The organism is Sediminicola luteus, from assembly GCF_002514735.1.
Classification (GTDB): domain Bacteria; phylum Bacteroidota; class Bacteroidia; order Flavobacteriales; family Flavobacteriaceae; genus HQA918.
The window spans coordinates 39,355-60,484 of sequence record NZ_NBWU01000009.1 but is presented as its reverse complement, the minus strand read 5'-3'; the positions used below and the strand labels follow the sequence as shown (position 1 = coordinate 60,484).

Sequence of the window (21,130 nt, the reverse complement as noted above, 5' to 3'; positions counted from 1 at the left end):
TTTGGGTTAGGTATTTATTGTAGAAATCGCTTGCTCAGGGAAAATTTCCTGGGCAATTTCATAACGTTTCTCATGGGTTCTGGAGCGTACCACGATTTCCCCCAAGAATCCGGCCAAGAACAGTTGGGTACCAATCAACATGGCCGTAAGGGCTATAAAAAACTCGGGGCGTTCGGTAATCAATCTGCCCGTAGGGTTCAAAAAGAGCTTGTCTATGCCCAAATAGGCCGAAAATCCAAAACCGATTATAAACATTAAAACCCCCAAGGCCCCGAATAAGTGCATGGGTCTTTTACCGAATTTGGAAACGAACCAAATGGTGATCAGATCGAGAAAACCATTGATAAAACGTTCGGCCCCGAATTTGGTCTTGCCGAATTTACGGGCCTGATGCCTAACTTCCATTTCGCTGATCTTGGCAAAGCCCGCGTTCTTGGCCAAAACGGGAATATAGCGATGCATTTCGCCCCGAACCTCAATATACTTCACTACATCGGCGCGGTAGGCTTTAAGGCCACAATTAAAGTCGTGAAGTTTTACCCCTGAGGTTTTCCGGGCGGCCCAATTAAATAGTTTGGAAGGCAGGTTTTTCCCTAAAATTGGGTCGTATCGTTTCTTTTTCCAGCCCGAGATTAAATCAAAACCTTCTTCCGTGATTAGGCGATAGAGTTCGGGAATCTCTTCCGGATTGTCTTGTAGATCGGCATCCATGGTAATGATCACATCGCCGCTAACCCGAGCGAACCCGGCATGTAAGGCCTGAGATTTACCGTAATTACGTAAAAAACGGACCCCTTTTACATTGGGGTTTTGGGCCGAAAGTGTTTCAATCGTTTCCCAAGACCCATCGGTGCTGCCGTCGTCTATAAAGAGAATTTCATATAAAAAACGATTGGATCGCATCACCGATACGATCCAATCGTGGAGTTCTACTAAAGATTCCCTTTCGTTTAATAATGGGATTACTATCGATAGATCCATAGGATACTTTGGATTGTAATCCAAAAGTACAATATTCTTTTAATAGGTGTCCGGTTCTTTTTTTGTAATCAGTCCGGCGATCAAACCAATGATTAGACCAACAATAACGTTGAAAATAATCATTACCGGATAAGTGGCATAGGCCATAATGCTTTTTTGCATCTCCATACCCTTATCCAATTGGGCAACATCCATACCCGGGTTTTCCTTTAAAATTTTGGCTTTTTGAAAGGCCATTACATTATCGATAAAATCAGGTTCGATTACGTTGGTTAAAAGCAAATGCCAAACAATTCCCAAAAGAGCTGCAACAGCACCAATTCCCGCTCCTAATTTCAGGGCTTGTGCCAACTTAAGAAAGCCGCCATTCGCTTTTTTAAAGCTGAGTATGCCAAGTACAACACCTGCAGTTAAAATAAGTAGCCCTAGCACTGTTACTTCCCAGCGCTGTTCATAGGCCATGTCGGCAAAGTAAAGCATGGCACCTAGTATTACACTGGCCATACCGGTGATTAAACCATAAGTCCACGAGAACTTTCCTGGTTTGATTTGATTTTCTTCCATAATAGTTGATTATTTATATAAGTTGATTTTCGATATGATTAGTAGTGATCGCCATATATTTGTTACACCTCCCATAAGAACTAATTATTTTTTGCCCACTATTAGGAGGTAAAGAAAAAAACATTAAATTTGCACTCTGAAATTTTAGAAGTACAAAACTTTATATACTAATGAAAAAAGGAATTCACCCAGAAAACTATAGATTGGTAGCCTTTAAGGATATGTCCAATGATGATGTGTTTATTACCAAGTCTACCGCCGATACCAAAGAGACCTTGGAAGTGGATGGGGTTGAATACCCATTGGTAAAGATGGAAATCTCAAGAACTTCGCATCCGTTCTATACCGGTAAGTCTAAACTTATCGACACTGCTGGTCGTATTGACAAGTTCAAGAACAAATACAAGAAGTTCAGCAAACAATAAAATAACGATATTTTTGTTTTTAAGTCACGTCCCTAGGGCGTGACTTTTTTATTTTGGCTAAAATTTAAGGTATGAATATCATTTTGTTTGATGGTGTTGAACGTCAGGCACTTTTGCCGTTTACCTATACACGTCCGGTTGCTGAGATACGTATTGGCATTATGACCATTACCGAAAAATGGCAACATACTACAGGCTGTTCGGTATCACATGCCACAGCGGACTATCTTTCTGTAAAGTATCCCATTAACCAAGAAGAATCCAATCATTTTGTAAATGGTTGCCTTATACCTACCGAAGCCCTTTTGTCTACTGTTAAAAGGTTAGAAAATGGCCAGGGGTTATGGATGGGGGATAGGCTGTTGGCCTATGTTGCCCAAGAACTATTAGATGAAACCCAATTAGATTCATTAGAGCGAATAGCGTATACCGAACCCCTTTTGTCGGTAGATCATACCTGGGATATATTCGCCAAAAATGGGGAAGCCCTAGCTTTAGACTTTGAATTGTTGACCCATGGCCGAACCAGTGCCAAAATATCCGATACCAATACCGTAATTGGCGATGGCCCTTTGTTTGTCGAAGAAGGGGCTGATATCGAATGTACCGTATTAAATACTAAGACCGGACCTATTTATATCGGTAAAGACACCTTGATCATGGAAGGCAGTTTTATCCGCGGACCATTTGCCTTGGGCGAAGGTAGCATTATTAAAATGGGGGCTAAAATATATGGTCCTACTACTTTTGGGCCCAATTCTAAGGTCTCTGGTGAAGTAAACAATGCTGTGATATTTGGCAATTCCAGTAAAGGGCATGAAGGTTATTTGGGCAACTCGGTCTTAGGCGAATGGTGCAACATAGGCGCCGATAGCAATACTTCGAATTTGAAAAACAATTATGCCGAAGTTAAACTTTGGGACTACGGCAGCGGTCGTTTTACCAAAACAGGGCTACAGTTTTGTGGCCTAATGATGGGCGATCATTCGAAATGTGGTATCAATACCATGTTCAATACCGGTACCGTTATTGGGGTGAATACCAATATATTCGGAACCGGCTTCCCGCGTAATTTTGTGCCCAGTTTTAGCTGGGGTGGTGCCGCTGGATTCACGACCTATTTACCGAAAAAAGCTTTTGAAGTAGCCGAGGTGGTTCTTAATAGAAGAGGGCTGGCCTTTGATCAAGTGGAAGCCGATATATTGAATGCCGTTTTTGAGCTAACCAAAATCTATAGAAAGGACGGCTGATTTCTGTGTCTTTTGTGAGATTGATGTATTTTCATTTGCGAGGTAACTTACACAAATATAGAGTGGTAAGTTGTTTCTTATGAAATGCTATACAGCTAAATGAAAAGATTTTTATAGACTATTTGGTTACCATGATATTTGGGTTTTAAAACAAATCCGAACATTATGGTGTTTTTATCCATTGCGTATCTATTCTTGGTTATCATCGCGATAAATACTGGATTACACTACTACGAAAAGTCTAAGGAAGAAGTGTTCGACAACGAGGAAAGCTCTCATTCAAAATAGAGACCTTAGCCTACTTTTCGCATTTCAACATATTTGCGTAGCACACCGATTTTGGCAGGAGAAATGGGTATGGGGTCATCTAGATGTCTTAAGTATAGGTATGACTGTTGGGCCTTGCCCCGAATACTGCGAACCATGTTCAAATTGATGATATACGATTTATGGCACTTAAAGGCGCTGGGTAAGGTAACGGTCTGTAGCTCCATTTCTTTAAGTGTATTTCGGAATACCGTAATTTTTAACTCCTGTTTTTCTCCTGCCAAGTGTACGATTTTGATATAATGCCCTTCACTTTTCAAACAAATTAGCCTATGGGAAGGTATGCGTAGTATTTCGTTTTTATTCCGACCACGTAAATACACATCCTGTACATCGTTTTCGATATTCGCATTCAATTTGGCATTTATGTTTTTGTTTAGCTTTTTCTTTAAAAAAGAGAGGTATTTGGCATAATTCAATGAAGTGAAAAGGGCGGCATTCAGCATTAAGGTAACCAAGACACTTCTTGGTCTAATCGTTAGATAGGGGTCAAAATCGTAGCCGTTTGCCACCATAAAACCATTTAGCATAGAATTAGACAGCACCAACAAGGCTGTAGTAATCAGGGTTCCAATGACGATAAGAATGTAGTGATGCCAGCGTTTCCAATTTTTGGCATCCCTCCGATACAGGGTACAAGCCAATATATACCCCAGCATAAAAGGCCATATATTCATGAGGGCCGCCCGTAACTGATGCGAAAAAGGCAACTGGTCAAAACTATGCGGCTCTAAAGTGAACATGAGTAAGAATAGCATACCACCGATCCAAAGACTGCTTCTCCATAGATTTCCCGTATGGAAAAATATTTCATACGATAAGTAAGCCTTTATTTGATGTAACATAAATGCGTTTGATCAATTTTCCGTTCCCGATTAAAATACGAAAAACGAAACGGAAATGATGTAGGATTTCATACTAAGCAGTAAGTAAGATAATTATCACGAAAATTTTGATAATAGCAGCAAATACATGAAAACATCAATGTTTCATAAATGGTGTAAGCTGCTGTAATACTGGTAAAAAGAATGGTTTTTATGATATAGTTATGGTGTAGTTGAAAATAGTTTTGAGGAATGCACCCAACATTTGAATTTTGCTGCCTATTCCGTTTGGAACCCAAATAAACCACCTATGATAAGCGTATTCAAAATAAGAAAGTTGCTGTTTTCCATTTTGGTATTTGTGGTCATGTGGCCATGGCAGCTAAGCTCGCAAAATGCCAGTTTTGGGCAACACCCTAACCAAAACCTTAAAAATGAGATCCAACACCTAAATCAGTTGATTCAATTAGGGTTAAAGAGCTCAACGGCATATATGAGAATGGCCAATATGCATTTTTGGTTGCAAGAATACGAAATGGCCTGTAAGTGGTACACCCAATGGCATGGGCATACCAATAACTACGGTCTAATGCCCTTGGTGCGTATGTTGCGAAGCTTGGAAATTTTGGGGCAGGAACAACAGTCTTGGGAAATAAAACACCAAATCGAAGCTTTATTCCCGAATTTAGACTATGCTACCCTAAACCAATTAGGGGAAATTGAAATTGGTCTTAGTGCCGAAATTAGGGCATTTGATATAGGGACGAACGCATTAGAATCGGTCATATTGACCGATGTTAATCATGATGTGTGTTATTTGAGTATGTTGGAGAAGGGGTCCCCGGATATGGAGTTGGCTGTGCGTGATGAAAATTCGGGGCCCCTTCGTTTACTCAATCCATCCATTAATGATAAAAAAGGGCATGCAGGAAGTTTTACGCTTTCAAAAGACGGTCAAACCGCCTATTTTATGAAGTCATATGAAACCCAAAAGGGTACTTTCGAATACGGGATTTTTGCTACTGCCCCATCAAAACAAGGGAATTGGTCAAGCCCTGTTCCGGTACTAATGCATCCCGAATACTCCAATATGTACCCTAAAATGAGTGTAGACGGGAGACATTTATATTTTGCCTCGGACAGACCGGGTGGCTTTGGCCAGCTAGATTTGTATAAAGCGCCCATTTTGGAAAATGGAAACATAGGGGAACCATTGAATTTAGGTAGCACCATAAACACTGGTGGTAAAGAAATCTATCCGAACGAAGCCTCCGATGGTATTTTGTATTTCGCCTCCGACGGACATGCGGGCTTTGGGGGATATGATCTATATGTGCATCTCAATTTTCCCACTGTTGGGGTAAGCTGTAATTTAGGTGCAGGTATAAACTCACCGAAAGACGATATCGCTTATATAACACATGTATCGAATCAAACCGCATACCTTACTTCCAATCGATCAGGTAAGGAACGTCCGTATCAGATCCAATGGATTCTAGGGCCAGACAATTGGCTACCCCAAAAAGAGAACGATTTTGTAAATCTTGATTTCCCGCGTTAAGGGGGGCTTTTCCCTTATTAACAGATTTTAACTAAAAACAGCTTTCAAAAGTATGCCCAATGGGGGATTTCACGAAACTTATAACACTCATGATATGAAGGTGTTATGTTCGTTTAAATGGATTTCTTTATAAAGGCATGAAAGCTTTTTGAATTTCCCGGCAGGCCATTTCAACTTTGGTTTGGCAAGTCGGGGGATCGGCATGAATTGGCGGTCTTCTTCCCCCACAAGCTTGCCCAATAAAACAAGCTTATGATGTTCTTGATATTGATATACCTGCTTATCCTAATCCTATTGATCAATTTTCTATTGAATCAATTGGAAGACACCGAGGATAGCATTTATGGAGAGCAGGATGATTGCTGATTTAGATTGATTGTACCTTTTCGTCCCGGTGATACCGCGCCACGCCAGGCGCGGTTTTTTATTGGCCTTTATTAATCACCAATCGTTTTAGCGATACGAATTTAGAAGGGGAAACCGGAATGTTTTCAGTAACATGGTTTAAAACCACCACACTTTTATTGCTATTACCCTTTATGGCTTTCGCATGTAATAGATTTATCAAATAGGAATTATGACAGCGATATACCGTTGAGGAAGCCACTGTTTGCAATTGGATGTTTTTCATGCTATTACGAAGTAACTTGCTCTTGGTTTGGCCTTCATCAATAAAATGGATGTTCACGTAATGTCCTTCACTAGAGGCGTATAAAAAACGAGAGGCCTCCAAGGTTAATGCTTCGTTCTTGTTTTTTCCCTTAAAATGTATGTTTACTTGGTGCCTGTTTTTATTCGAATCGATTTCATTTTGCCCAGAAGTAAGCATCTTTCTAAGAAACAAAAGATAAGAGCTGTAATTCATGGCGGTCTGTATGCCCGAATGAATCGCACAAATAGAAAACAACCGCCATGGTTGAAAAGGGGTCCAAGGGCTCCCAGAGATAATTTCCGGAGGTGTTTGGTAATGCATAACAAAAGTTCGAATTGCCACTATACCCATGGCCGTAAAAACAGCCGAAAGCGATAAAACCCCTATGAATTCTAACCGCATCCATTGTTTTTTGTTCCTACCCAACAAGGCATGTGCTATTAAGTAACCTAGGGCATACACCAAGGCAAACCCCAGCATGAGTAAAACCCGGTTGGGTTGCTCCACACTTTTAATCTTATGCGGATTCAAAAACAAGATTATGGCCATTACGGCCAAAAAGACCCACAACGTATTCCGCCATAATGGTCGCGGGTAAAAGAATATTTCCTGTTGGGCTAGGCGCTTGAGGGCTTTCATGCATTAGGGTTGAGATTTCAAAACTAAAAAAATCCACTCAAGAAATTGTAATATCTTTGCAGCCCGTTTTTCGAACAAGGAAATGAACAAGTGTAGCAATGCGTAAAAAAGTGGCTTTCCATACCTTAGGATGTAAACTGAATTTTTCAGAAACCTCTACTATTGCCCGAAGTTTTAAACAAGAGGGTTTTGATCGGGTTGGTTTTGAAGAGGTGGCCGATATTTATGTAATCAATACCTGTTCGGTGACCGACAATGCCGATAAGCGCTTTAAAACGGTGGTAAAACAGGCCCAAAAACGCAACGAGAATGCTTTTGTGGCCGCCATAGGCTGTTATGCCCAGCTTAAGCCCAAAGAATTGGCCGCTGTAGATGGGGTTGATTTGGTTTTGGGGGCCACCGAAAAGTTCAAACTTACCGATTACCTGAACGACCTTTCAAAAAATGAGCAAGGAGAAGTACATAGTTGTGAGATTGAGGACGCCGATTTTTATGTCGGCAGCTATGCCATCGGCGACAGAACCCGCGCTTTCTTAAAGGTTCAAGATGGTTGCGATTATAAATGCACCTACTGTACCATACCTTTGGCAAGGGGAATCTCACGCAGCGATACTTTGGAAAACGTGCTAAAGAATGCCTCTGAAATCGCCTCTAAAGGCATCCAAGAAATCGTACTTACTGGAGTTAATATTGGCGATTATGGCAAAGGGGAGTTCGGTAATAAAAAACACGAACATACTTTCTTGGAATTGGTTAGGGCCCTAGATCAGGTTGAAGGCGTAAACAGATTGCGCATTTCTTCCATAGAGCCCAATCTGCTAAAAAACGAGACTATAGATTTTGTGGCCCAAAGTCGCAATTTTGTACCGCATTTTCATATTCCGCTTCAAAGTGGCAGTGACGAGATTCTAAAAAAAATGCGTAGACGCTATCTCAGCGGATTATATGTAGACCGGGTAAAACGCATCCGCGAGGTAATGCCCCATGCTTGTATTGGGGTAGATGTTATCGTGGGTTTCCCAGGGGAGACCGATGATCATTTTTTAGATACCTATAATTTTTTGGCAGATTTGGATATCTCGTACTTGCATGTTTTCTCCTATTCGGAGCGCGATAATACGGAAGCAGCAGTAATGGGCGGAGTAGTGTCCAAAGCGGTCCGGACCAAACGAAGTAAAATGTTACGGGGGTTATCGGTAAAAAAGCGACGGGCGTTTTACGAGAGTCAATTAGGCAGTGAGCGTATGGTCTTGTTCGAAGGCGAGAACAAAGAAGGTTATATACACGGGTTTACGGAGAACTATGTCAAAGTAAAGGCGCCATGGGACCCGCAATTAGTAAATACGCTACATAAAGTGCGTTTAGAACGTATTGACGAAGACGGCCTTGTACGTTTCGCCTATTGTTAATCCAAATTTTTGGGCATAAAAAAACCTCCCGGCAGAGAGGTGTTTTTTTAATTTTTTCGTGAAGCTTAAATCCGGATTCCTACCGGTAGCATCTCTTTGTATTGCCTGTTCTTTCTTAGAAAACCAGCAATTTGTGGGCTTGTGGGAACGACCCTGAGATTCTTTTCTTGGATCTCGTGTAAAACCTCTTTGATGAAGGCTTCTTTAAAACCTTCTAGTTCGATTTCCTCAGGGATGACCAATTTGGTCAAGAAAACCTTACGTTCTTGCGAGGAGTACTCGATTTTGGCCAAGTGTCCATCGACCCTAGCTTCATACTGCCGTAGAAAGCTATTGTCTTTAATCATAACTTCATTCATATAGCCTTATTAAAATTAGTTAAATTGGTTCTCGACAATTTAAAAGCACCCTATATTTAGGTGCGATTTTAATAGCTTAGTGTTTATTTAACACAAAGGTAACGATTTTAATAGAGAAATAACGAACTTTCCCGACCCGAAAGCCTTGTTTTAACATGACCCACAGTAAAATACAAGTCTATTGTATGCCAGGAATGGCAGCCAACCCTAGCATTTTTGAACATTTAAAATTACCATCGGCCCTATATGAAGTGCATTATCTCGAATGGATTTTGCCCAAAAAAAACGAGACATTAGCGCATTACGCAGGGCGTATGAATAACCATATTAAACATGAAAATCCTATTCTTATAGGAGTTTCATTTGGAGGTATTTTGGTGCAGGAAATGGCGAAACTGATTCCGGTACGCAAACTCATTATTATTTCGAGTGTAAAAAGCCAGTCCGAATTGCCCAAAAAAATGGTGTTTGCCAAATATACCAAGGCCCACAAATTGTTACCGACCGGATTGGTTCAGAATGTAGAGTTGTTGGCAAAATATGCCTTTGGTGATACCGTGGGCAAGCGGATGGATTTGTACAAAAAATATCTTTCGGTCCGAGATAAATATTATTTGGACTGGGCCATAGACCAAATCGTAAATTGGCAGCAAAAAGAGGCCCCGGATGGAATCGTGCACATCCATGGAGATAAAGACACGGTTTTCCCTTTGTCGCATATTTCAAATGCCTATGTCGTACCCAATGCCACACATACTTTGGTGGTTCACCGCTTTAAATGGCTAAATGACAACTTACCTACAATTATTGAAGGGGAAAACAGTTGTAAAGATATAGTCTAACGGCGGCCTTCTGGGAGTGCATTTCATCGAAAATCCTTTAAATCGACCTAATTTTTAAGTTGAAACGCTGAAAAACGACTATTAAAACAAGTTTTTCTGATTAAAAATGGTCAGTTTGTTTAAGTTGAATATATTTAGCTGACCAAAATAATCGAAAATATAAACCCGCTTAGAGCGGTATTGTAATTAACCCCATGTCTGTCGATGCTGTATTAGTTGGGCATCCTAGGATAATGTAATTTTTAAAAGATGAAGTTCTTAAAAAACCTATTGATGTTGTTGGGTGTTTGCTTTGTGATCAGCACCCTGATTTATGCCGTGAATGAAAAAGAGGTTCAAACTACAGATCCGGTAGAAAAAGAAAAACCAGCAAATATGTATCGTATAGCAGCGGTAGATATTCCGGAAGATCTAGATTTCGCCGGTGAGGCCGTCCCCACCGATGACCCGGAAGTAAAAGAACGTGTCGATCGTGAGTTTTTGGTGAATACCTATTGGCAGTCCAATGCGCTTCTACTAATGAAAAGGGCTCATAAGTATTTCCCAGTTATTGAACCTATCTTGGAAAAGCATGGGATTCCAGATGATTTTAAATATTTGGCAGTAGCCGAAAGTGGTTTGCAGAATGTGGTATCCCCAGCCCGGGCTACTGGTTTTTGGCAGATTATGAGCACCACCGGTCGCGAATATGGTTTAGAAATCAATAAAAATGTTGACGAGCGTTACCATTTGGCAAAATCTACCGAAGTTGCCTGTAAATACCTGTTAAAAGCGAAAGAACGTTTTGGGAACTGGACCTTGGCCGCCGCTTCATATAACGCCGGGCCCGGAGGCATAAATAAATATTTGAACCAACAGAAGGTAGACGATTATTACGATTTGTTGTTAGGACAGGAGACTGGCCGCTATGTATTCCGTATTCTGGCCATTAAAGAGATTTTATCGAATCCCGCTACCTTTGGGTTCGAGATAGAGGAGGAAGACCTGTATACGCCCGTACCTACTTTTCAAGTTGAGATAGACAAACCGGTAAGCAATTTTGCCGACTTTGCTCAGGAATACGGTATCAATTATAAAATACTAAAGGTGCACAACCCCTGGTTACGCGAACCGCATTTAAATAACAATTCGCGTAAGAAGTATACCCTAGAGATTCCGATGAAAGGGTATTATGGCGAATAACCCAATAAGAACAAAGAACATAATATAACAAAAACGGAGCCCAAAAGGCTCCGTTTTTTATTTGTACACTGAATAAACTTAGATGCGTTTCATTTGTTGTTGCATCATTTTTATCTGCTCTTTCAGCATTTTTTGTTTGTCGAGTTTTTTGGCCTCGTTCAAAAGCATGGTAGCCTCACGTTTACGTCGTTTTTGCATGGCTATGCCCGCAAGACTTAATTTGGCCATGGCTTTATCGTAGTCCATGGTCAATCCTAGTTTCAAGGCTTTCTTAAAGAATTTTTCAGCCTTGGTCAAATTGGTTTGGGAATGTATGATACCGTGCAGGTAGTTATAGTATCCCTGCTGCTTCGTGGTCAAAGCGGCTTCCGGGTCTTTGATTTTACTCAATATGCGTTCGGTACCTTCCAAATCTTGTTTTCTCATTTTTAGAAAGGCCAACAAAATGATCTCATTCCTAAAGTAAAGGAAAACGAATATGGCAGCCAGTAAAATCAAGAAAATACCATTGCCAACGTAGCCCTCGATAAATTGATAAATGGCAAAGCCCACGATAAGGGCGGCAATGATAAGTTTAAGGTTTTTGTTGAACATTATTTATTGGATTAATTTATAAACTATAGTTTGGTGCATGGCAGTTGGGAATTCTTCTTCCCCTAGTTCAGGTATGCTTGAATGGCCTTCAAAATCGCCTTCTATGGTCATGTTTTTAATAAAGCCAGACTTAGGGCAACATTTAACATGTACCGTTTGGGTGCCGTCCAATTCCACCTTTCCCGTTCCTTCCGTTAAGTCCATATGTGCCACACCTTCACCCTGTATGCTAATATTTTCACCATCCTTGGCGGTATATACCCACTGGTTCTCGATATTGGCTTTACCTGTTATATGTGTTTCCCATTGGTCGCCAATGGCAACGGCACGGTCGGGATATATAAAAGTGAACTGTTCAAAACTTCGGGCCAAGGCCTCCGCTCCGAACTTTTCACCCAAACTTTCACTTAATTTACTTTTTACCTCATTATCGGTAAGACCGGAAACAGCGATCATTTCCGAAATAAAATCATGTTCGTTGCTAACCTTTACAATTTTACCATTCGTGGCCATTTCTACCTGAATGGGTTTATCGAGTACGCAACGGAACATTTCTAGTTGGGGGTCACTCTCACCGAAACTCATCGTATCTATATCAAGAAGAGTTTGTTCACCAATGGCGATTTTTAGGTATAATTGCTTGAAGGTGGTCTGAAAGCTAAGTAAGCTATCTGTGACCATAATCACTTTAAACTCCATTAAACCGCCAGTTTCGGTATCTATATGGTTTTGGGTCTCACCAATTTGTTGGTCAAAACTTTGTACGACACTTTGTTCAATTAAAAAAACTTGTCCGTTTTCTGGGGAATAGCCCAATGAATCTTGCCCGGACATGTATTGAAGGGAGAGTAGCCAAAAGCAGCATAATATAAAGCGCCATCCAAGCATAAGGCCTCGAAAAATTTGTAAGTGCAAAAGTAATAAAAAACCGACTGAAATATTTTTTATCTATACATTTGTCAAAGCAAAAAACCTTCGTATATTTGCGCCCAGCTTTTCCCAGGCAGGGTTAAGCATGTTTACAAGACATTATTTGACCCCTAGAAAATACATTTGTAATGAAAAGGACATTTCAACCATCAAAAAGAAAAAGAAAGAACAAGCACGGTTTTAGAGAGCGTATGGCTTCTGCCAATGGGAGAAAAGTCCTTGCCCGTAGACGTGCCAAGGGAAGAAAGAAACTTAGCGTATCTTCAGAACTACGTCATAAGAAATAATGATATTACCAGAACAGCATAATGGAGGTGTTACTTTTTACAGGTAACACCTTTTTTTTATCCTAACGTCAACTAGATTACTACTCATAATATGCCAAAAAGAAAAGACATTAATTGCGTTTTATTGATTGGGTCGGGCCCCATAGTTATAGGCCAGGCCTGTGAGTTCGATTATTCAGGTTCCCAAGCCCTTCGCTCGTTACGTGAAGATGGAATTGAAACCGTATTGATCAATAGCAACCCAGCTACGATCATGACCGACCCCACTATGGCCGATCATGTGTATTTGTTACCATTGACCACCAAATCGATAATCGAGATATTAGGGAAACACCCTAATATCGATGCGGTATTGCCCACTATGGGAGGCCAAACGGCTCTGAACCTATGTATTGAGGCAGCCGATAAAGGTATTTGGGAAGATTTTAATGTGGAGTTAATCGGGGTGGATATCGACGCCATCAATATTACAGAAGACCGTGAGCAGTTCCGCAACCTCATGGAAAAGATCGGGGTAGGGATGGCCCCCCAGGCAACCGCTACCTCCTTTTTAAAAGGTAAGGAGATTGCCCAGAATTTCGGTTTTCCTTTGGTAATCCGTGCCTCCTATACCTTAGGAGGTGCAGGTGCCTCCATTGTATACGAACCCGAAGATTTCGACGGCCTTTTGAGTAGGGGGCTAGAGGTTTCGCCCATTCATGAGGTAATGATCGATAAGGCCTTAATGGGATGGAAGGAATACGAATTGGAATTGTTGCGCGATCAGAACGATAACGTAGTTATTATCTGTACCATTGAAAATATGGATCCCATGGGTATTCATACCGGAGATTCCATTACTGTGGCACCGGCAATGACCTTATCGGATGTTACCTTCCAAAAGATGCGTAACATGGCCATTAAAATGATGCGTAGTATTGGGGATTTTGCTGGCGGATGTAACGTTCAGTTCGCAGTAAGTCCTGATGAAAAGGAAGAAATCATTGCCATTGAGATCAACCCAAGGGTATCGCGTTCTTCGGCTTTGGCCTCAAAAGCCACCGGATACCCTATTGCCAAAGTGGCCGCCAAGTTGGCCATTGGCTATACCTTGGACGAACTGGATAACCAGATTACCAAATCGACCTCTGCCTTGTTCGAACCTACCATTGATTATGTTATCGTAAAGATCCCGCGTTGGAACTTTGACAAATTCGAGGGCTCCGACCGTACCTTAGGCCTACAAATGAAGGCCGTGGGTGAGGTTATGGGTATAGGCCGTTCGTTTCAAGAGGCCTTGCACAAAGCCACCCAGTCATTGGAGATTAAACGAAATGGGCTTGGGGCCGACGGCAAAGGCTATAAAGATTACGACAAGATCATTTCTAAACTAAAACACGCCAGTTGGGATCGGGTTTTTGCCATATATGATGCCATTCAGTTGGGTATTTCACTTCGTAAGATCCATGAGATAACCAAAATTGATATGTGGTTCTTAAAGCAATACGAAGAGTTGCACCATCTAGAAATGGAAATCTCAAAACACAGCGTTGAGACTTTAACCAAAGACCTATTGTTGGAGGCCAAGCAAAAAGGTTTCGCCGATCGACAGATCGCCCATATGATAAAATGCTATGAAAGTGAGGTTTATGAAAAACGAAACCGCTTAGGTGTTAAACGGGTTTACAAACTGGTAGATACCTGTGCGGCAGAATTTAAAGCAGTTACCCCTTATTATTACTCAACCTTTGAATCGGAAGTCGAGGATAAGGACGGGAATCGTTATGTGGCCAACGACAGTGAGGTAACCGACAGAAAGAAAATTGTGGTATTGGGATCGGGACCTAACCGAATAGGTCAAGGTATCGAATTCGATTATTGTTGTGTACACGGTGTTTTGGCCGCAGCCGAATGCGGATACGAAACGATTATGATCAACTGTAACCCAGAAACGGTTTCCACCGATTTCGATACGGCCGATAAGCTGTATTTCGAACCGGTTTTCTGGGAGCATATCTACGACATCATTCAACACGAAAAGCCGGAAGGGGTGATCGTACAGTTGGGCGGACAAACCGCATTGAAACTGGCTGAAAAATTGAGTAAATACGGTATTAAGATATTGGGAACCAGTTTCGAATCTTTGGATTTGGCCGAAGACCGTGGAAGTTTCTCAACCCTGCTTCAAGAAAACAACATTCCTTATCCGAGGTTCGGTGTGGCCGAAACCACTGACGAAGCCCTTGAGCTGGCAGATGAGTTGAATTTCCCACTTTTGGTACGTCCATCGTATGTATTGGGAGGTCAGGGTATGAAAATCGTGATCAACAAAGAAGAATTGGAAGAACATGTGGTAGATTTATTGCGTAAGATTCCGAACAACAAATTGCTTTTAGACCATTATCTAGACGGTGCCATTGAGGCCGAGGCCGATGCCATTTGCGATGGGGAAGATGTATACATTATCGGAATTATGGAGCATATTGAGCCTTGTGGAATACATTCTGGTGATTCCAACGCCACTTTACCTCCGTTCAATTTGGGTGAATTCGTAATGCAGCAGATCAAGGATCATACCAAGAAAATAGCCAAAGCCTTGAATACGGTAGGTTTGATCAACATACAGTTCGCTATTAAAGACGATACGGTCTATATCATTGAAGCCAATCCGAGGGCCTCACGTACGGTACCGTTTATTGCTAAGGCCTACAAAGAGCCTTATGTGAACTATGCTACCAAGGTAATGTTGGGCGATAAGAAGGTTAAGGACTTTGATTTTAATCCGCAATTGGAGGGTTACGCCATTAAACAACCGGTATTCTCCTTCGATAAATTCCCGAATGTAAACAAAAACCTAGGCCCTGAAATGAAGAGTACAGGTGAGAGCATTTTGTTTATCGATAGTTTAAAAGACGACCAGTTTTACGATTTGTACTCCAAGCGTAAAATGTACTTGAGCAAATAATACAGCTCATATAATCAGAAATAAAGCCTCCGGAAACGGGGGCTTTTTTATGGTCATTTTAATTACAAGTTTAGAGTAAATGGTTTAGGGAAGGGCAGTGGAGGTTTTGATAAACTCTTTTCGAGAAACCAATTGAATATCGGTTACACCAAAGTATTCCTTATCTGCGCCTTCTTTAAAACAAACCACATGGTTATCGGGAATTGGGCCATGGTGTTTTTCCCATAAATACCTATGGTAAGGTTCGTAGCCGTTTTCGGTTTTAATGTACACATATTTTTTTGAAGTGCAGAAATACCGGTGTCCGATCGGGTATTGCTCGGTATTTTCCCAACGATTACTTCCGTTGTTGGTCCAAACCCCGCGTTGTCTGTTACGCATCCGGATTTGGTGTAATTGCTTTTTGTTGCGCTTTAATTTTAACAGCCTCCGTTTCTTTTCAATACCCTTTCTGGTAAAACCACCCCATTTGGCATTAAAATGAACAGTAAGCTCAGTATCTCCGATATACGTATAATTCGCCTCTAAAAAAGCGATTTGTTCAGCTGTCCACTTTCCTTTCATCCCCATAATGTAATCAAAAATCAGTAAAAGAGATAAACGGCTTATTCTTCAAGGCTTACTTTGGTGATAAAGTATTTGGTATCGCCCAGCCAGAAAAACGTCTTATAGCGTTCGGTATAGTTTAGTTTTACCTGCTTACCTTGGTAGTCTTTCAGCTGTTGGATGATTTCTTTCTTACCATCTTCTACAGAGAACATAAACCGCTGTGCCTCCGATACCCCTTGACTAATTTCGCCTTCCCAGGTTTTCACCAACACCCCTTTGTGGCTTATTTTAACCAATTCACCAGAACGTACGCCTTCACTATATGGCACATAATAGATAAAGGAAAAATAGGCGATTCCAATCAATACAATGGCTAAAATTACTACGGAAACTGCTTTTCTCATGGGGTTTGGTTTTGGTCGAATAGTTCGTTGGAATCTTCTTGGGCCCTTTTGATTATCGCTTCGGGGAGCGATTTTTTGGTTTTGGCCCCCATTTTCTTAATACGTTCTATGCTGGTCACTAAATTGCCACGGCCTTCTACCAGCTTGTTCATGGCACCACGATATTCGTTTTTGGCCTCATCCATTTTCTTGCCCACTTTGGTAAGATCGGTTACGAAACCTTCGAATTTATCGTAAAGTGCTCCGGCCTGTCGGGCGATTTCTATGGCGTTGCGTTGGTGCTTTTCATTGTTCCACATCGTGTCTATGGTACGTAGGGTCGCCAATAGGGTAGTGGGGGTAACGATGATGATATTTTTCTCGAACGCCTTGCTATACAAATCGGTTTCTACCTGTAGTGCCAAGGCGAAGGCCGGCTCAACTGGTACAAACATAAGTACGAAATCAGGGCTTTCCATTTCGTACAGGTCTTCGTATTTCTTGTCTGACAACTGGGCTACATGCTTTTTCAAGGAATTTACATGACTTTTAAGATAGGCCTCCTGATCACCCTTGTCGGCATTCACATAACGTTCGTAATCGGTTAAAGAGACTTTGGAGTCGACGATCATTTTCTTACCATCGGGCAGATGTATGATTACATCGGGCATCACCCGGCTACCATCTTCCCTTGTAAAACTCTGCTGAACGCTATACTCCCGGTCTTTTTCGAGTCCTGACTTTTCCAAAACCCGTTCGAGTACCAATTCGCCCCAATTTCCTTGAAGTTTACTGTCACCCTTCAGAGCCTTGGTCAGGTTTTCGGCCTCTTGGGTAATTTTTAGATTTTGGTCTTTTAGGTTGCGTAGTTGCTCTTTTAATGCAGCGTGTATGCTTATGTTTTCCTTTTGGCTCTTATCGACCTTGTCTTCAAATAGTTTGATTTTTTCTTGAAGTGGATTCAGTATGTTTTTCAGGTTTTCTTTATTCTGCTCGGTAAATTTGCTGCTTTTTTCCTCAAGGATCTTGTTCGCTAAAACTTGGAATTCTTTATTGAATTTTTCTTGGAGTTTGGTGGTTTCCGCCTTTTGCTCTTCGTTTTTGAGTTGCAGATTGGCCAGCTCCGTCTGGTAACGAACCAATTCCCTGCCCAGCCCTTCCTTGGCTTCACGAATGACCCTCAAATCGGTTTGGGCAGTTTCAAGTTCATCTTTCAAACTACCGATACGCTCTTCAAATAGATGTTGTTGGTTCTCCTTCTCGCTGTTTAGGGTTTTGGCTTTTAGTTTACCAATGAGCTGGCCAAGGAAAAAGCCAACCCCCAAAGCTAAGAACAGTGAAATAAGTAAAACCGTAATTGAAATGCCTTCCACGAATCCTATTTTTTATAATACTAGGTAAAGATCGGACTTCCTACTCAATTATTTTAAAGGTACCGGTATTTTTGTCGAAACGAATACTGTCTTTTGGAAAAAGTCCATCGAAACGCTCGGCCTCAATTAATTCACAGGGGGTGCCGAAGAAAGATTTTTCTGGGGTCATGACCAACATATGATTGCACAATTGAATGGCGCTACCGATATCATGGGTACTGAATAATATGGTTTTATCTTCCGATTTTGATATCTGTTTCAATAATTTCAATACTTGAATGGCGTGATACATATCCAAATGGGTCGTTGGCTCATCCATTAAGATTATGGGGGTGTCTTGTGCCAACGCCCTGGCGATCATAACTTTCTGTAATTGGCCATCGCTAAGCTGAAAGCATTTTCGGTCTGCCAAATACTCGGTTTGGGTAAGTGTCAAAGCTCTTTTTATATGGGCGTGATCGGTACGGGATAAAGTTCCCAACCATCCCGTATGGGGTTGCCTCCCCATGGCAACGAGATCATACACACTCAGGTTTTTTGATTCGACCGCCGATGTACCAACGATAGAGACCACCTTGGCCAATTGTTTTATTTCGTAATCTTCTAAGGGCTTGCCCAAAATGCTTATCTGGCCCTCCAAGGGCGGGATACGACCGTCCAAGGTTTTTAATAAGGTCGACTTTCCAATACCGTTGGAACCTACTAGAGCGATAAAGGAAGCTGTCTCTACTTCAAAACCAATACCCTTTCCTATAGCTGGCTCGTTAGGGTCATACCCGATGGATACCTGGGACACTTGGATGATATTTTTGGGATGCCCTGTCATTAAAACAACATCTTATTACGTTTCCAAAGCAACCAAATTACGATAGGGGCCCCTATTATGGAAGTAATCGCATTGATTGGTAGTACCTGTTCGTATCCCGGTAATTGTGCCACGATATCGCATAACAACATTAGAATTGCTCCCAAAAGTAGGGTGGCGGGCACCATAACCTTATGTTGGGTAGTATCGAAAAGCTGACGTGCCAAATGGGGTACGGCCAAACCTACAAATGCAATGGGCCCAGCAAAGGCGGTAATGCTTCCGGCCAAAATACCCGCTGCCAAAATAATATAGATACGTGCTTTTTTAATATCGGTACCCATACTTTGAGCGTAAGTTTCCCCTAACAACAGTCCATTTAAAGATTTAATACTAATAACCGTAAATAATAAGCCTAATAACAGTGCGAGGGCCAGTATACCGATCTGCCCCCAAGACAAATGCCCTAAACTGCCCAAGGACCAAATAATAAAACGCTGCAAAGCTTCCGCCTCCGAAAAATAAGACAATACGCTAACTACTGCCGAGGTAATACTACCGAACATGAGCCCAATGATCAATAAGGCCATGCTATCCTTGGTTTTACGGGCCATACCCATAACGGCCATCAAAACCAAAAAACTTCCCAAGGCCGAAGCTACTACAAGGGTTACGGGATTGTCGATGGCGATGGCAAATGGTACAAGACCTGCCCCCATGATCAATATGGCGGCCCCTAAACTTGCCCCGGAACTGACACCCAACACGTAGGGCCCGGCCAGTGGATTCCGGAACAAGGTCTGCATTAACAAACCGCTTAAAGAAAGTCCGCTTCCAATAATTATCGCACTAATGGCCTTAGGTATACGAAATTGCCAAATGATATAACCCCAATTCCCGCTATCGGATGTGCCTGTCAGTAAGGCATCGAAAGTGGTGCGGAGCGGAATGTATACCGAACCCATGGCAATATCGGCTATAAATGCCACTGCCAAGGCCAAGATTAGGCTTAAGAACAAATAGATATGCCTTTTTTGAAATCGGTTCACTTTACTCCAAAGGTTTATAAAAATAAGGTATATAATCGGTCAAAACCCCCGGATGTAAATAATAGATTAAATCTTGTAATACCAAATCGGGCCGTTGTGGGGCCAATTCAAAATAGAGCATACCCCCGGTTTCACCTTGTAGGCTAGCGGCACTAAATATCTTATTTTCTTTAAAGGCCCGAAACCGATCGTAATGCGGATTGGCGGCTTTTAAATCGGCATAAGTGGTATATAGACCGGGAGATAACCAAATATCGGCTTCATGGGAACGTACCAACATGTTTTCCAAGGCTACGGGAATACTTCCGGTGGCCGTATCGGATTCCCAAAGATACTCAGCTTGGGCATCTTTGATAAACTGGGCCGCCCAACTTTTACCACCAGATACATACCAAACATCTTTATAGACGGCCCCGGTCATAATCTTGGGCCTGGTTTTTGGCCGTCCTAGCCTTTGCTTGGCTTGCTGATAATCTTTGGAAATTGAATCGAAAAAGGCGGTGGCTTCGTCTAGTTTATCATAAAAAACCCCCATAAATTTTATCCATTCCGCACGGCCCAACGGACTTTCCTCAGTCCAATCGGCATTATACACAATGGGGATTCCGGCCCGTTCCAAGGGTTCTAAAGTAGTGACCTTATTGTCTATACCAAAGGTTACGATCAATTCCGGTTCCAAGGCCAATGCCAGTTCAAGGTTCAAAGCTTCATTGTTTCCCAGCTCCTTAATGGCACCCGAATTTATCAACGCCCTGGTTTTAGGTGACGATACAAAATCCAATGAAGGAAAACCGATTAACGATTTTTCTTCTTCCAAGATTTCCAATGCCGGTATATGGGTGGTAGAAGTTACGATTACCTTTTTAACCGGAACTCCGATAACCGCATCATAACCCCTTAATGAATCGCGATATGCGGCCAATTGCTCCCGGGGTACCAAGGCATATCTAAAACCATTTTCGGCATTTGGCCAAGGTTTGTTTACTTCTAACTCTATATAGCCATCCCTTTGGTTTATCGCAAAAGATTTGGCATACGAAAGTGTAATTTCCTTCGCTTCGGCAACAGCCTTAATTTCTTTAGATTCCTTGCAAGAAAAGCATATAAAAACCAGAATCAGGTAATAGGGCCAAGTGCGCATTGAATTAAATTTTAGTCAAAAGTAGTATTATTTATTTTTGGTAGGCAAGCTTATCCAAAT

21 protein-coding genes are annotated in these 21,130 nt (G+C 41.7%); 8 read left to right on the top strand and 13 right to left on the bottom strand.

Features of this window, described 5'->3' with window-relative positions; all coding sequences use genetic code 11:
* Nucleotides 1-6: 6 nt before the first annotated feature.
* Both B7P33_RS19025 and B7P33_RS19020 read right to left on the bottom strand, forming a co-directional pair.
* Nucleotides 7-981, bottom strand: coding sequence for a glycosyltransferase family 2 protein (locus B7P33_RS19025; RefSeq protein WP_097443829.1), 975 nt, complete (start codon nt 979-981; stop codon nt 7-9).
* Nucleotides 982-1,020: 39 nt separating this feature from the next.
* Complete coding sequence (locus tag B7P33_RS19020) at nt 1,021-1,545, bottom strand: DUF4199 domain-containing protein (protein ID WP_097443828.1); 525 nt, start codon at nt 1,543-1,545, stop codon at nt 1,021-1,023.
* Nucleotides 1,546-1,715: 170 nt separating this feature from the next.
* Here B7P33_RS19020 and B7P33_RS19015 point away from each other — a divergent pair, with 170 nt between their 5' ends.
* Complete coding sequence (locus B7P33_RS19015) at nt 1,716-1,970, top strand: type B 50S ribosomal protein L31 (RefSeq protein ID WP_097443827.1); 255 nt, start codon at nt 1,716-1,718, stop codon at nt 1,968-1,970.
* Nucleotides 1,971-2,041: 71 nt separating this feature from the next.
* Nucleotides 2,042-3,220 (top strand): GlmU family protein, encoded by a 1,179-nt coding sequence (locus B7P33_RS19010; RefSeq protein WP_097443826.1) that lies wholly within the window; start codon nt 2,042-2,044, stop codon nt 3,218-3,220.
* Nucleotides 3,221-3,513: 293 nt separating this feature from the next.
* On the opposite strand, the gene B7P33_RS19005 is transcribed toward B7P33_RS19010, so the two are convergent.
* Complete coding sequence (locus tag B7P33_RS19005; protein ID WP_097443825.1) at nt 3,514-4,392, bottom strand: LytTR family DNA-binding domain-containing protein; 879 nt, start codon at nt 4,390-4,392, stop codon at nt 3,514-3,516.
* A 289-nt stretch (nt 4,393-4,681) separates the two neighbouring features.
* On the opposite strand from B7P33_RS19005, the gene B7P33_RS19000 reads away from it, so the two are divergent.
* On the top strand, nt 4,682-5,932 hold the full coding sequence (locus B7P33_RS19000; protein ID WP_097443824.1) for a TolB family protein: 1,251 nt from the start codon (nt 4,682-4,684) through the stop codon (nt 5,930-5,932).
* Between the two features lie 424 nt (nt 5,933-6,356).
* On the opposite strand, the gene B7P33_RS18995 is transcribed toward B7P33_RS19000, so the two are convergent.
* Complete coding sequence (locus B7P33_RS18995; protein ID WP_097443823.1) at nt 6,357-7,223, bottom strand: LytTR family DNA-binding domain-containing protein; 867 nt, start codon at nt 7,221-7,223, stop codon at nt 6,357-6,359.
* Nucleotides 7,224-7,321: 98 nt separating this feature from the next.
* On the opposite strand from B7P33_RS18995, the gene mtaB reads away from it, so the two are divergent.
* A complete protein-coding gene (gene mtaB / locus B7P33_RS18990; protein ID WP_097443822.1) occupies nt 7,322-8,632 on the top strand; it encodes a tRNA (N(6)-L-threonylcarbamoyladenosine(37)-C(2))-methylthiotransferase MtaB in 1,311 nt (436 codons plus the stop codon).
* Between the two features lie 65 nt (nt 8,633-8,697).
* Here the strand turns inward: mtaB and B7P33_RS18985 are convergent, their stop codons facing one another.
* Nucleotides 8,698-8,991: a GNAT family N-acetyltransferase gene (locus B7P33_RS18985; RefSeq protein ID WP_097443821.1), complete on the bottom strand. Its 294-nt coding sequence runs from the start codon at nt 8,989-8,991 to the stop codon at nt 8,698-8,700.
* Nucleotides 8,992-9,146: 155 nt separating this feature from the next.
* Between B7P33_RS18985 and B7P33_RS18980 the strand changes: the two genes are divergently transcribed.
* Nucleotides 9,147-9,833: an alpha/beta fold hydrolase gene (locus tag B7P33_RS18980; RefSeq protein ID WP_097443820.1), complete on the top strand. Its 687-nt coding sequence runs from the start codon at nt 9,147-9,149 to the stop codon at nt 9,831-9,833.
* Between the two features lie 249 nt (nt 9,834-10,082).
* Nucleotides 10,083-11,015 carry a lytic transglycosylase domain-containing protein gene (locus B7P33_RS18975; RefSeq protein WP_097443819.1) on the top strand — a complete coding sequence of 311 codons (933 nt, stop codon included), beginning with the start codon at nt 10,083-10,085 and terminating at the stop codon, nt 11,013-11,015.
* Between the two features lie 78 nt (nt 11,016-11,093).
* Here B7P33_RS18975 and B7P33_RS18970 read toward each other — a convergent pair whose 3' ends face one another.
* Complete coding sequence (locus tag B7P33_RS18970) at nt 11,094-11,609, bottom strand: hypothetical protein (RefSeq protein ID WP_097443818.1); 516 nt, start codon at nt 11,607-11,609, stop codon at nt 11,094-11,096.
* A 3-nt stretch (nt 11,610-11,612) separates the two neighbouring features.
* Entirely contained in the window at nt 11,613-12,443 is an 831-nt protein-coding gene (locus tag B7P33_RS18965) for a DUF6263 family protein (protein WP_097443817.1), read from the bottom strand.
* A gap of 224 nt (nt 12,444-12,667) precedes the next feature.
* On the opposite strand from B7P33_RS18965, the gene rpmH reads away from it, so the two are divergent.
* Together rpmH and carB are read left to right on the top strand one after the other, a co-directional pair.
* Nucleotides 12,668-12,826 (top strand): 50S ribosomal protein L34, encoded by a 159-nt coding sequence (rpmH, locus tag B7P33_RS18960; protein WP_097443816.1) that lies wholly within the window; start codon nt 12,668-12,670, stop codon nt 12,824-12,826.
* A 91-nt stretch (nt 12,827-12,917) separates the two neighbouring features.
* Complete coding sequence (gene carB, locus B7P33_RS18955; protein ID WP_097443815.1) at nt 12,918-15,770, top strand: carbamoyl-phosphate synthase large subunit; 2,853 nt, start codon at nt 12,918-12,920, stop codon at nt 15,768-15,770.
* Between the two features lie 84 nt (nt 15,771-15,854).
* Here carB and B7P33_RS18950 read toward each other — a convergent pair whose 3' ends face one another.
* From B7P33_RS18950 to B7P33_RS18925, 6 genes are read right to left on the bottom strand one after another with little or no spacing between them, the layout of a single operon-like run.
* Complete coding sequence (locus B7P33_RS18950; protein ID WP_172436007.1) at nt 15,855-16,334, bottom strand: HNH endonuclease; 480 nt, start codon at nt 16,332-16,334, stop codon at nt 15,855-15,857.
* Nucleotides 16,335-16,375: 41 nt separating this feature from the next.
* On the bottom strand, nt 16,376-16,723 hold the full coding sequence (locus B7P33_RS18945; RefSeq protein WP_097443813.1) for a 6-phosphogluconate dehydrogenase: 348 nt from the start codon (nt 16,721-16,723) through the stop codon (nt 16,376-16,378).
* A complete protein-coding gene (gene rmuC / locus B7P33_RS18940; protein WP_394341537.1) occupies nt 16,720-18,075 on the bottom strand; it encodes a DNA recombination protein RmuC in 1,356 nt (451 codons plus the stop codon). Before rmuC ends, B7P33_RS18945 begins: the two co-directional genes overlap by 4 nt.
* Before the next feature lie 40 nt (nt 18,076-18,115).
* A complete protein-coding gene (locus B7P33_RS18935; protein WP_245871844.1) occupies nt 18,116-18,871 on the bottom strand; it encodes an ABC transporter ATP-binding protein in 756 nt (251 codons plus the stop codon).
* 29 nt (nt 18,872-18,900) lie between these two features.
* On the bottom strand, nt 18,901-19,929 hold the full coding sequence (locus tag B7P33_RS18930) for a FecCD family ABC transporter permease (RefSeq protein ID WP_245871843.1): 1,029 nt from the start codon (nt 19,927-19,929) through the stop codon (nt 18,901-18,903).
* A 1-nt stretch (nt 19,930) separates the two neighbouring features.
* Nucleotides 19,931-21,070, bottom strand: a complete 1,140-nt coding sequence (locus B7P33_RS18925) for an ABC transporter substrate-binding protein (protein WP_097443811.1) — start codon at nt 21,068-21,070, stop codon at nt 19,931-19,933.
* Nucleotides 21,071-21,130: the final 60 nt, after the last annotated feature.